The 13,408-nt window shown below is 34.4% G+C and carries 12 protein-coding genes; all 12 read right to left on the minus strand.

From position 1 onward, the window contains the following. Nucleotides 1–54 precede the first annotated feature (54 nt). Nucleotides 55–1,188, minus strand: a complete 1,134-nt coding sequence (ribB, locus tag KBJ98_RS08320) for a 3,4-dihydroxy-2-butanone-4-phosphate synthase (RefSeq protein ID WP_210789425.1) — start codon at nt 1,186–1,188, stop codon at nt 55–57. 8 nt (nt 1,189–1,196) lie between these two features. Next, the gene (locus tag KBJ98_RS08325; protein WP_210789426.1) at nt 1,197–2,630 is read right to left on the minus strand and encodes an LptF/LptG family permease; all 1,434 of its coding nucleotides are present in this window, start codon (nt 2,628–2,630) and stop codon (nt 1,197–1,199) included. A gap of 8 nt (nt 2,631–2,638) precedes the next feature. Then, nucleotides 2,639–3,328, minus strand: coding sequence for a LolA family protein (locus tag KBJ98_RS08330; protein ID WP_210789428.1), 690 nt, complete (start codon nt 3,326–3,328; stop codon nt 2,639–2,641). 3 nt (nt 3,329–3,331) lie between these two features. Then, nucleotides 3,332–5,782 carry a DNA translocase FtsK gene (locus KBJ98_RS08335; RefSeq protein ID WP_210789429.1) on the minus strand — a complete coding sequence of 817 codons (2,451 nt, stop codon included), beginning with the start codon at nt 5,780–5,782 and terminating at the stop codon, nt 3,332–3,334. An 18-nt stretch (nt 5,783–5,800) separates the two neighbouring features. Continuing rightward, a complete protein-coding gene (locus KBJ98_RS08340) occupies nt 5,801–6,175 on the minus strand; it encodes a diacylglycerol kinase family protein (protein ID WP_210789430.1) in 375 nt (124 codons plus the stop codon). An 11-nt stretch (nt 6,176–6,186) separates the two neighbouring features. Beyond that, complete coding sequence (gene tpx / locus KBJ98_RS08345) at nt 6,187–6,684, minus strand: thiol peroxidase (protein WP_210789432.1); 498 nt, start codon at nt 6,682–6,684, stop codon at nt 6,187–6,189. Nucleotides 6,685–6,864: 180 nt separating this feature from the next. After that, entirely contained in the window at nt 6,865–7,122 is a 258-nt protein-coding gene (locus tag KBJ98_RS08350) for a DUF6952 family protein (protein WP_166134272.1), read from the minus strand. Nucleotides 7,123–7,207: 85 nt separating this feature from the next. Continuing rightward, nucleotides 7,208–7,516, minus strand: a complete 309-nt coding sequence (locus KBJ98_RS08355) for a thioredoxin family protein (RefSeq protein WP_210789434.1) — start codon at nt 7,514–7,516, stop codon at nt 7,208–7,210. Nucleotides 7,517–7,638: 122 nt separating this feature from the next. Further along, entirely contained in the window at nt 7,639–8,277 is a 639-nt protein-coding gene (locus tag KBJ98_RS08360) for a peroxiredoxin (protein WP_166134276.1), read from the minus strand. 142 nt (nt 8,278–8,419) lie between these two features. Then, on the minus strand, nt 8,420–10,030 hold the full coding sequence (locus KBJ98_RS08365) for a glycoside hydrolase family 3 protein (protein ID WP_210789435.1): 1,611 nt from the start codon (nt 10,028–10,030) through the stop codon (nt 8,420–8,422). A 102-nt stretch (nt 10,031–10,132) separates the two neighbouring features. Further along, complete coding sequence (locus KBJ98_RS08370; protein WP_210789437.1) at nt 10,133–11,773, minus strand: MFS transporter; 1,641 nt, start codon at nt 11,771–11,773, stop codon at nt 10,133–10,135. A gap of 9 nt (nt 11,774–11,782) precedes the next feature. Continuing rightward, on the minus strand, nt 11,783–13,324 hold the full coding sequence (locus KBJ98_RS08375) for a glycoside hydrolase family 10 protein (RefSeq protein WP_210789439.1): 1,542 nt from the start codon (nt 13,322–13,324) through the stop codon (nt 11,783–11,785). Nucleotides 13,325–13,408 lie beyond the last annotated feature (84 nt).

Here is a 13,408-nt window from a genome sequence, read left to right on the forward strand (position 1 = left end):
TTTTAACTATTTCATTCTGTTGGCTTTACGGTCAAAAAAAAAATAAATATTATTTTAGTAACTCACGTATTCTGTTATTTCAAGGCCGTAGCCAATCATTCCTACACGCTTTTCTTGAACTGAATTGGTCACTAATCGTATTTTTGAGATGTCAATATCATGCAAAATTTGCGCTCCGATACCAAAATCTTTACTATCTATGACAATTTTTGGTGCTTTCATTTCACCTTTGGATTGTAAAATTTTTAAATCAGCTAAACGACTCAATAAATTAACCGATTGCATGTCTTGATTTACAAAAATAACAGCACCTTTACCGTCCTCATTAATTTTGCGGAACATATCGTCAAGTTGTTTATCTGCATTATTGGTTAGGGTACCTAATAAGTCATTATTCACTTGCGATGAGTTAATTCGAGTTAAAATTGGTTCACCCAAGTTCCATGTTCCTCTTGTTAATGCGATATGTATTTGCTTGTTGGTTGTTTGCTCGTAAGCACGCAATCTAAATGTACCAAAGCGTGTTTCTAAGTTGAAATCCTCTTTCTTTACGATAAGACTATCGTGTTGCATTCGATAAGCAACAAGGGCTTCAATTGAAACCAATTTTAAATCGAATTTCTTAGCCACTTCAACTAATTGAGGTAGGCGAGCCATAGTACCATCTTCATTCATGATTTCTACAATCACACCGGCCGATTTAAAACCTGCCAATCTAGCAAAATCAATAGCTGCCTCAGTATGACCAGTTCTACGTAAAACACCGCCTTGCTTGGCAATTAAAGGAAAAATATGTCCTGGTCGTGCTAAATCATGAGGTTTAGTTTCTGAATCAACTAATGCTTGAATGGTTTTGGCTCGGTCAGCTGCAGAGATTCCTGTAGTTACACCTTTTCCTCTTAAATCGACAGATACGGTAAAAGCGGTTTCCATTGGGTCTGTATTGTTACTCACCATAACATGCAAACCCAATTCCTTGCATCTGCTCTCTGTCAATGGAGCACATATTAGTCCTCGCCCATGTGTAGCCATAAAGTTGATCATTTCTGGAGTTACTTTTTCGGCTGCAGCCAAAAAATCACCTTCATTCTCACGATCTTCATCATCAACTACAATGATTACTTTTCCTTGACGGATATCTTCTATTGCTTCTTCAATTGTATTTAGTTGTATTTTGTCTTGATCCATTTTGACATTTAGTTTTGTGAGGGTAGTATTTTTTTAATAAATTTTTGGAAAGGAAGGAGTAAACTGTCCATGTTGATTAATCCTATGTCGTTCGTGGCGCGGTAAGTTAATAACACAGCAAGTGGCGTCAGTATAAAAGAGGATAGCCACGAACCAAGAAATGGCGTCATACCGTTTTCTTGCGCCAATCGTTTTCCGAAAGTATTGATAAAATGAAAGGTAATAAAAATTAAAACAGCAAAAACAATTGGTAATCCCAATCCTCCTTTACGAATAATAGCACCTAATGGAGCGCCAATAAAGAACATCAAAAAACAGGCAAATACAATAACAAATTTATCATACAAAGCAATTAAGTGTTTGTTGATATTTTTCTGTTTGTTAAATAATTCTGTTTTAGAGGAATCGATAGAGTAGGCAGTACTTTTTAAATTGCTAACGGCTATATTTAAAATATCTTTTTGTTGTTTGTCTGTATATAAAGTCAAAACATCAAAAGGCAATTTATTTTTCTTAGAACGGATTGCAATTTTATTTTTTTGCGGATAATTTACTCTATTGTTGCTGCTTTTTGCGAAGGACACGATTTCAGTTTTTAAATTCTTATTCAGAGAATCTAAAGTATAATTCAATTCGTTGGCAGTTAGCATTGTGTTGGTGTTAGCCACCGACTCGTCATTGACATCAGATTTATAAAATTCAGATAAATCAATATTTATAATTTGCTTTTTAAAAGCACTTTTTATAAAAGGCATTTTGCTTCGATCCTCGTATTTTTTAGGAACAATATCTTCATAATAATGGCCGTCATTTAAAACCAACTGCAAAATACTCGATTCTTCACTACTAATTAATTCACCGTCTTTGGCTTTAATAACAGTTTTGCTGCCATCACCAGTTTTTGATTTTTTGTGAATTGTAATTCCAGAAAGAATATTTCCTTCTTTACCGCTTTTTTTGTCGACTTTGATATTGTAAAAGCCTACATCGCTGAATTGTCCTTCGGCGATTGCAAGTGCTGGTTTTACTTGAGCAATATTTTTACGAAAGTTTATAAACTTGTACTCAGCGTACGGAATCACATTATTTGCAAAGAAAAAGGCAACAATACTTAGCAACGTAATAAAAACCGTTAAACTTCGCATGGCTCTTTGCAATGAAATTCCAGAGGATTTCATAGCGGCAAATTCGTAGTTTTCGGCTAGATTACCGAAAGTCATGATTGATGCCAGTAATATCGATAACGGTAATACCAATGGTACGATTCTAGGCATAGAAAAAGCCAGGAACTTTACGACCATAAATATGTCTAAATCTTTCCCGGCTAACTCTGATATGAATAACCAAACGGTTTGTAAAATGAAGATAAAAAATAGGATTACAAATACGGTTGTAAATGTAGTCAGAAATGTTTTTAATAAGTATTTGTCAAGAATTTTCACCTAATGCTTTAATCTAATTTGTTGATGTAGTAATTGGGATATTTGCTACCCACAAAGGTAAATTGATTTTTTGACAAAGGTTGGTTGGTTTTAAAAGAATTAACGGTTAATGTTGTTTTTGTTCCTTTTTTGCCAACTTCTATTAAATTATAAATGTGTTTGGTTTGTACATCTATTCCTAAAAGGATTTCTTTTCGTTGATCTCTAGCATTTGTAGGAACTAATTTGATATATTGAATTTTTCTACCTTTTACATTTTGAATAATATCCATCGTATACTTGTACCCTGAATTAAAAAAAGTCAACATTTTAGATGGAGTAATAGCATTGTCATCTTTTTCATTGATACTCGAAATCGTGATTTCTTCATCCTCAGGGACAATTGTATATGTTTTTTTTCCGTCAAAAATTTTAGTAACTCCCATAAAATTCAATACGTATTGATTGCCTTTCATGGTCACATTACCTTTGCTGTCTTGGTTGATATTCTCTTTGGCATTGTTTAATGAATATTTAAAATCAATTCCAATATTATTGTAACTTTTTACTTTGGCCGTCACTTGATCAAGTAGTTCCTTTGCTTTTTTATCTTGAGCTTGCGTTGAAAAACTAAATAATACACAAGCAAAGGCTAGTGTACATTTTTTAGCTAATTTTTGAAAGTTGTTGCTTTTTGAGTCTTGAATGATAAGTTCCATGTTTTAATTGTTTTGTTCATTGTTGAAAAATTGATCAAGAGCATGCATATCCATGATGTTTACACTACGCGCTTTACTGCCTTCAAAAGGACCTACAATTCCCGCAGCTTCTAATTGATCAATCAATCGACCTGCTCGGTTGTAGCCTAGTTTAAGTTTTCTTTGCAATAGTGATGCCGAACCTTGTTGTGCATTGACAATAATTTCGGCAGCTTCTCTGAATAAGCTGTCTCTTTCAGAAATATCTACATCAAGATTAATGCCATTTTCCTCTCCAACAAATTCTGGTAACAAATAAGCTGTTGCATATGCTTTTTGTGCACCAATGAATTCTGTAATTTTCTCGACTTCTGGCGTGTCTATGAAAGCACATTGTACACGTACCACATCGTTACCGTTCGTATAAAGTAAATCACCTCGACCAATTAATTGATCAGCACCTTGTGTGTCTAAAATAGTTCTAGAGTCAATTTTAGATGTTACTCTAAAAGCAATTCGGGCCGGGAAATTGGCCTTGATTAAACCGGTGATCACATTCACCGATGGTCGTTGCGTAGCAATTATCAAGTGAATCCCGATAGCTCTGGCCAATTGTGCCAATCTCGCTATAGGTACTTCGACCTCTTTTCCTGCGGTCATAATTAAATCGGCAAACTCATCAACTACCAATACAATGTAGGGTAAAAATCGGTGGCCATTTTCAGGATTTAATTTTCTTGATTTGAATTTTTCGTTGTACTCCTTGATATTTCGAACCATTGCATCTTTCAATAAAGAGTAACGATTGTCCATCTCCACGCAAAGTGAGTTCAAAGTATTCACTACTTTCGCATTGTCGGTGATAATGGCATCATCCATATCAGGTAACTTAGCTAAATAATGTCTTTCTATTTTATTAAAAAGTGTTAGTTCTACTTTTTTAGGATCTACTAAGACAAATTTCACCTCTGCGGGATGCTTTTTGTACAAAAGTGAAGTTAAAACCGCATTCAATCCTACCGATTTACCTTGACCAGTAGCACCCGCCATTAATAAGTGCGGCATTTTTGCTAAGTCAACTACAAATGTTTCGTTCGAAATGGTTTTTCCTAGTGCAATTGGCAGCTCCATTTCGGCCTCTTGAAATTTAGCACTACCAATAACGCTTTTCATGGAGACCATCGTTGGGTTTTTATTTGGAACCTCAATACCAATTGTTCCTTTTCCAGGAATTGGGGCAATGATACGAATTCCTAATGCTGAAAGTGAAAGGGCAATATCATCCTCTAAACTCTTAATTTTAGAGATGCGAATTCCTGCTTCAGGCACAATTTCATACAAAGTAACCGATGGACCAACGGTAGCTTTTATTTGTGCAATTTCGATTTTGTAATTTCGAAGCGTATCTACAATTCGATTTTTATTTTCTTCTAATTCTTCTTGATTAATGGTAATTCCACCACTTGAATATTCTTTTAAAATATCAATAGTTGGGAATTTGTAATTAGATAAATCCAAAGTAGGATCAAATAAACCAAAATCAGCTACCAATCTTGATGCTAGATTTTCTTCGATGATATCTTCCTCAGGTGCCGTTTCAATAACAAATGATTCTACTATTTCTGGTTCGACTTTAATACTAGGAGCAGGAGTAACCTCCATAGCTATTGGCTTAGTAGTAGGTTTTACTGCTAAGTCAGATGATGCACTTATAGTTGGCTTAAGCGCTTCTTTGTTGATTTCAAATTGAGTACCATTAGTTTTTAAATGTATGGTATCAATTTCTTCCTCCTCGGGAGTTGCATATTCTTCTAGGTTATAAGCGGCACTGTTTTCTTTGTCTTTTACTCCAATTGAAGGAGTTGCTTCTTCTTTTGCGGAAGCGGTAAAAAGAGATTGAATTTTTTCAGGTGAAATTTTAACTTTAAATATCACATAGATTATTAAACCAAAAATTAAAGTCAATAAAGTTCCAGTTTTCCCTAAATAATCTTGTAAAAACAGGTTGAGTTCGTAACCAATTGTTCCACCTAATTCAGGCACCGAAGTGGCAAAAAATCCTAACAAGATGCATAGAATTACCATCATGAAGAGATCCCAAAACCAAATATTTTTTAGTTTACGGCCGGGTATCCCAAGCAGCATGTAAAGTCCCGTTAAGAAAAAGAGTCTAACAAACAAAAATGCTGCAATCCCAAATCCCTGAAAAACCAGTAAATCTGCCAGAAATGCTCCAAATTTACCCAACCAGTTTTCTACGGTTTCTGAACGATCTGTTAATGCTTGAACAGCACTTTGATCTTGTTGCCCATGAAGGAAAAATGAAATAAAAGTAACTAGCAATGCAACCGAAAAAAGCACTAACAATGCTCCCAAAACAATTTTTTGTTGTTTAGAGATTACTATGCTTTTCGGTGAATCTACTTTGTCTGCGTTTTTTTTATTTGGGGGAGTCGTTTTGGTTGTTTTTGCCATTCGAGATTGTAAAATTGCCTAAAAAATAAAAGGGATGTAAATAACAAGACCAATAACAATTGCAGTTAGAGCGGCAAAAAATACCGCTCCCGCTGCAATGTCTTTTATGAATCCTATTTTTTCGTGAAAATTAGGGTGAATGAAATCGGCTATTTTTTCAACTGCGGTATTAAGTCCTTCTGTGCATAACACTAAGCCTAACGCCAATGTTTGAAAAAGCCATTCGGTTTTTGAAATTCCAAAATAAAATCCAGCTGCTGTAACCGCCACTCCGAGAGCGCATTGTACCATGATGCTGTGCTCTGTTTTTATCAGTGTTACTGCGCCTTTAAATGCAAACTGTACACTTTTTAAACGTCCAGATAAAAATTTATTGTCTTTTTGAAATTCCATATTGTTTGTGATTACAATACTGCTAAAGCAGCTTCGTAATTTGGTTCGTCAGCAATTTCAGCTACTTGCTCAGTGTGTGTAATGACGCCATTAGCATCAGTAACAATGATTACGCGAGAGTGTAAACCTGCTAAAGGTCCGTCAGTGATTTCTAAACCATTATTCTTACCAAATTCACCTGAAGCAAAATCAGATAAATTTACTACATTTTCAAGTCCTTCAGCTCCACAAAAACGTTTTTGAGCAAAAGGCAAATCGCGAGAAACACAAAGAACTACTGTGTTATCAAGATTTGCAGCACTTTCGTTAAACTTTCTAACAGAAGCGGCACAAGTTCCTGTATCAATACTTGGGAAAATATTCAAAACTAATTTTTTACCTGCAAACGAAGTTAAATCGGCTACAGATAAATCAGTTGCAACTAATTTAAAATCAGATAATTTTGAACCAACTGCTGGTAGTTCACCTGAAGTGTTTATTGGATTTCCTCCTAATGTAATAGATGCCATAATTTTTGTTTTTTTGTGAGGTTCAAAAGTATGAAAATTATTTAAGATTTTGAACTTAGTATCGGCTTATAACTTTTGTTTTTAGCGATAATTTAATTTTAATTTTACGCAGAACGTTTTGGTCTTAGCAAAAAAAACGCATCCTGAATTAGAATGCGTTTTTTTGTAATGTAAAGATTTTTATTTATCGATTGATCCTAGAACTCGTTTCATAAACTGATTCAAAGCTTCTTTTTTGTCAACCCCAGATTTAACCAATTTGTTGACTTCGATCGCACCGTACATGTTTGAGATTAACTCGCCAATAACATCTAATTCTTCATCTTTTAAGGAAGGAATTTCAGTCATAGCTTCTAGCACATCAATGGTTTCAATGATGTAGTCCTCATCATTTTCCTCGATAAATTGTGTTAAATGTTTGATTACGGGTAATTTCATTTTCTTTTTATATTTTAACGTATAAGTTTTTAATCAATTTAAAATTTTCGCTTCAGCTTACAATTTTAAACATTGCACTAAAAAATTAAACAATTTCGTTTACCAACTCAACCAATACTTCTTGTTTGTTGGTTTGTGTTTCGTTTACCAATTTTCCATTTACAAAAGTAGCGAAAGTAGGCAAGTTGCTTACGTTAGCTAATTTGCGAGATTCTGGGAAATTTTCAGCGTCTACCAAAGCAAATGTCATAGACTCGTTTTCAGTAGCCAATTTTTTGAATTTTGGTTTCATGATTCGGCAATTGCCACACCAAGAAGCTGAAAATTGTACAACAACTTTTTCTTCTTTAGTGATTAAATCTTGTAAACTATCAGAAGTTAATTCAATTAACATGGGATGTTTTTTTAGGGTTGAAAGGAACAAAGGTTCAAAGAGGTAAAGTTTTTAGAACTTCATGATTTGTGCGACAAAAAAGTTGCCGCTCAGACCCGCTGAACCTTTGTGTCTTTATTTTATTAGTTTAAACTTAAGTATTCAGCAGTACTTACGCGGTCAGCGCTCATTGCTTCTTTACCAGCTTCCCAGTTTGCAGGACAAACTTCACCTTTTTCTTGAATGTGTGTGTAAGCATCAACCATACGCAAGTATTCGTTTACGTTACGACCTAATGGCATATCGTTTACACTTTCGTGGAAAATTTTACCCGTTTCATCAATTAAGTAAGTAGCTCTAAAAGTTACGTTAGATCCTTCGATGATCACAGAATCTGTTTCTTCACTGTACTCAGTTGAGTCGATGTCAAGAATTCCTAAAATGTTAGATAAGTTACGGTTTGTATCAGCAAGAATTGGGTAAGTTACACCTTCAATTCCACCATTGTTTTTTGGAGTGTTCAACCAAGCAAAGTGTACTTCGTTTGTATCACAAGATGCTCCAATGATCATTGTATTTCTTTTTTCAAATTCTGGTAAAGCAGCTTGAAATGCGTGTAATTCAGTTGGGCATACAAAAGTAAAATCTTTTGGGTACCAAAATAAAAGTACTTTTTTGTTGTTGTTTACTGCTTCTTCGAATACGTTGATTTTTAAATTATCACCCATTTCAGAGATAGCATCTACTGCAATACTTGGAAATTTTTTACCTACTAATGACATTTTTATTGACTTTAAAGTTAATTTTTTGATTTTGCAAAAGTAGTTGTTCCTTGTTTAAATTAAAACAGATGTTTCATTACATCTTATTATACTTTAATAAACTTTTCTTATGCGGTATCTCAAACAACTTAAGTCCTTGTTGTTAACTCAAAGGTACGTGAACAGGTAGTGTGCCTTTTCCTAAAGTATCTGTCAAAAAATGTTGCGCCGCAGCTTCTTGAAACTCTTTAAAATCTTGATAAACCATTACCAAGCCTTTTGCTTGCGAGAGACTTGGAATGACTTGTAAGGAGTAAGGATTTCCAAACACGTAGACCGTACATTTTTTAGTCTCTAAAAGCTTTTTCAGCATATGCAACACTTCGTCTTCTAATTCAAAATTATTTAGTGGTTTTGCCTTGGGAACAAACAAGGAAATTAAAACTGTATCAAAGTTTTGTAATTGCTGTTCAAAGTGTATTGCAAATGATGTATCGTCTTGTGTGTAGGTAAATGTCGGACTTGATAATTCACTTTCTAAACTCGTAAAAAATAAATTGTTAATTGGTCCGTATAAGCTTATTTTGGCAAATGATTTCTTCTTAATAGCATTTAATAATTCTGCCTTTTTAGTTTTATTTATTAAGCTTGTGATGCTATTTTGAGCAATTTTTGTGTTTAGTTGTGAAGTGGTTTCCCAATCAAAATTTGTTGTGCTTGAAAGCTTAAATTCGTTTTTGGTATCTAATAAACCTGCTTTTTTCTTGTACTTCAATATGCGATTGTAACTAGCGTCAATTCTTTCTATAGTTGCGTTGGCTTTAATAAATTGAATTCCCTCAGCAATGTTTTCTGCAAAACATAAAACATCATTTCCCGCCTGAAAAGCTTCCCATTCTAATTGTCCTTTCTCAGTGTACAATTTTGAAACGCTGTGCATATTCAAAGCATCTGAAATAACTAATCCTTCAAATCCCATTTGAGTGCGTAACAATCCTTCAATAACTTTTTGAGATAGAGTTGCCGAAGTATTTTCGCCATCATTCAACGCCGGCACCGCTAAATGTCCAATCATAATAGAATCAACATCGGCGGCAATTCCAGCAGCAAAAGGATGCAATTCATTATTCATTAATTCCTCGAGACTTTCTGTTAAAACGGGTAAGCCAAGGTGAGAATCGACGTTGGTATTGCCGTGTCCCGGAAAATGTTTCAAACAACCTAAAATGCCTGCGTCATTTAAACCTTGCAAATAAGCTAGCGCGAATTGAGCGACTTTTTCTTTGTCTTCACCAAAGGAACGGTAGCCAATAACTGGATTATCCGGATTATTATTGATATCAGCTAGTGGCGCTAAATTGTAATGAATACCAACTGCTTTTAAATCAGTGCCAATTTGTTTTCCTACTTGATAAACCAAATCTATTTCGCTCAAGGGCAAAGCTCCAAGAGTAATAGCATAGGGATATTGTGGTGTTTTTTCAACACGCATTGCTAATCCCCATTCGGCATCAATACTAATAAGCAATGGAGTAGAGGCACACTTTTGATAGCGAATTATGAGTTCTTTCAAACGTTGGCAACTTTCATCATTTAAAATGACTTGTTTTTTAGACTCGTAATTAGTGGCAGCACTGGCTCTACTATGAAAAAAAGTAAGTCCACCAATGTGATGCTCCCTAATTAATTGTTCCAAGGCTTGAATTTCACTTTCGCTGTCGTTAATGAATGCCGCTGGAAAGAAAAACTGTCCAATTTTTTGTTTTAAAGTCATTGTAAAAGTGGAATAGTATTGTTGTACAAGCTAAATGCGCTGGTTCTTGTAACGAATATTGTTCGAACTTGCGTTAGGCTTGCTGTTTTATTTTAAATTACATTATTTCGATTGACGTAGATTCTCAGGAGTACTTTTTTTGCCAAAATCACTCGGAAAAATCAAGAATCGCGACAAAATTAAACCCGGAATGGTAGCCACAAAAACCCAAATAAAGAAGTTTCCGTACCCTAAATACTCCTGTATGTAACCGCTTACCATGCCTGGTAACATCATACCAAGAGCCATAAAACCAGTAGCAATAGAGTAGTGGGAGGTTTTCGATTCGCCTTCGGCAACATAAATCAAATACATCATGAAGGCAGCAAAACCAAAACCGTAGCCAAATTGCTCAATAATTACTGCCAAAACTACATATGGATTGTAATAAAAAATAGAAGTTGTCAGGTTTAAATTTAGTGGGTTCAGAGAATATTCTAGGTAAGGTAGATTTAAATTGAACATCACTTCCGGATGAATATATGAAATTAGTATAAATCCGATTATTGGTAAATGCATTGCTAAAATCATAGGTAGCATCCATTTACCTAGACCATCTCTTGAAATTACAAATCCTCCAATTAATCCTCCAAGAACAAGAGCTATAACTCCAAAAATTCCATAAATTATACCATAATCCATATTCGAGATACCCATTCCTTTTTTTGGGATTAAAGCGGAATTGCCATTGTGAACAATTAATTCATCTATAAATTTAGTTCTTTTCGATACTAAATCTTTGTATATTGTTTGGTCAGATTTTGATATATTCTTTAGATCTAAAGATGTTTTTTCATTTTGCATTATCGCGAAAATTGGCAAATTAGTATAAATAAATTGCATTTCACTTTTATTTGCTTTCCTATTGTGATTTATAATATTATAGTATGTTTTTAGTGCTGCTTTTTGCTCTGAAATTTTAGTTGACTCATCTAATTCATATTTAATAGGTTCAACTAAAAATGGATTAAGCATTTTCAGTAATTGTGATTCTCCTAAACGGAACAACAAAATAAAAGATATTATAAGAACTATTTGTTTTTTTTGGAAAAAAGTTGAGAAAACTTTGCTAAAATTTGGTTTACTAGTAGTTTCCACCTTTTTATTATTTTCGATTTTTGGAGAAAAAAAGAAATTGTAAATGGTTATGGCTATCATAAAAACGGCTACAAAAATCATTGTGTATGACCAGGCTTTATGTTTGTCTGTATAAACAATTTCTAGATAACCAGCTAAAATTACAACTAAGCCATTTCCAGTAAGAATTGCTATTTTATAGAAAGTACTTCTAATACCTAAAAACAGGGATTGTTGGTCTTTGCTTAATGCTAATAAATAAAAACCATCACTTGCAACATCATTGGAGGCAGAGGCAAAGGCAGCTACCCAAAAAATGGCTAAACTCAGAATAAAAAAGTTACTTGCGGGTATAATTAATCCAACAATTAAGAATGAAATTGAAATAGCAAGCTGCATAGTTAAAAACCATTTTCGTTTGGTGCCATGCAAATCGATAAACGGACTCCATAATGGTTTGATAACCCATGGAAGATACATTAAACTAGTGTAAACTCCGATATCTTCATTGCTAACTCCAAGACTTTTATACATAGTCCCAGAAACAGAAAGAATAATTGCATACGGAAAGCCCGATGCGAAATTTAATAAAGGAATCCAATACCAAGCTTTTGTGTCTGCTTTCATAGTTAGTTTTTAGTTTGATGCTGCTGCAAATGATACAATGGTTGGCTCACTTTCGTTGCCATACAAATCGATAAAGGTAATTGCGCAGGTTTTGTTTTTGTCTAGTTTGTAACTCGGAATAGCAATTTCAGCCAACTTTGATTGCTCATTGAAATTCTCTTTAGCAATAATTTGACTTGGATTATTGACATCTAATTTTGCTTGAAATCGAGAGCTGTAAACCACTACATAACGCATAGTATCGCCCGCAGGTTGGGCAACTGTAAAACGCGAAGCTATCGGGTCATTTTGAATTTTAGTAGCAATTGGTTTGCTCTGATTTTTTTTCACTGCTTGTGGCACAACGTTTGGCAACGCAGGATATTTGTATTGATTTTCAAGAAGCAATTTAGCCACGGTTTGATTCTTATTCACAAATCCTTTGGCACTGAAATAAGCATTTCCTTGAACGTTTTTGAAAGTTCTAGTCAAGTCAATTTGGTTTGGAATTTCTTTGGGATTGTTCCATCTTTTATCTGAATCTTCGTTTACTTTATAGGTGCTGTTTCCGATGTAAATCGCAGTATTATTCGAGTTATCAGACCACCATTTCAACAATTTTGAATACGATGCTTTTGGATGATCAATACTCCAATACAATTGTGGCAAAATATAATCGATCCATTTATTATCCATCCAAGCTAATGGATCGGCATAAAGATCGTCGTAATTGGTTTGCCCCGCCTCAGTATCGGAACCTTTTGGGTCAACTGATTTATTGCGCCAAACACCAAAAGGACTGATTCCGAATTGAACCCAAGGTTTTATCTTTTTAATCGAAAAAGCGACATCTTTAACAAAAGTATTTACGTTTTGTCTTCTCCAATCTTCTAAACTCAAACCAGTACCATACTTTTTGTAAGCAACTGAGTCATTAAATTTTTCGTTGGGCACTTTGTATGGATAAAAATAATCGTCAAAATGAATGGCATCAATATCGTAATTCGTCACTACTTCGTTTACCACGTTTAATAAATGCGCTTGTACTTCGGGTAAAGCAGGGTTGTAATAAATTTTTCCGCCATAGCGAATCATCCATTCCGGATGTTTAAAATAATCGTGTTCAGGACTTAAAATACTAGTGTTATAATCCATTGTAGCGCGGTACGGATTGAGCCATGCGTGAAATTCAAAACCTCGATTGTGTGCCTCATTAATCATCCAAGCCATTACATCATAGTAAGGTTGTGGTGCTTTCCCTTCTTTACCCGTTAAAAAACGAGACCAAGGTGCCAATTTAGTTGGGTAAAAAGCATCGCCAACACTACGTATTTGAACAATTACAGCATTATAATTCAGTTTTTTGTAAGTTTCTAAAATTTCAATATAATCTGCTTTTTGCTTGGCGACGTTATCAGTGCCGGCTTTTGGCCAATCTATATTTACAACTGTTGCAATCCATACGGCTCTGAATTCGTTTTTAGGATGTAGATTAGCTGTTTGTGCGCTCATTTGATGAAAAGTCAGTAAAAAGATAGACATCAATAAAGTGCAGCGCTTGAAATTTTTCATTCGATTGTAATTTTTAAAGTGTTCAAAAATAGTTTTTTTAGTGATAATAGCTAGCACAATTGACCCTAAAATTTGGCTTTATTT

Source organism: Flavobacterium erciyesense (genome assembly GCF_018069925.1).
Taxonomy (GTDB): Bacteria; Bacteroidota; Bacteroidia; order Flavobacteriales; family Flavobacteriaceae; genus Flavobacterium; species Flavobacterium erciyesense.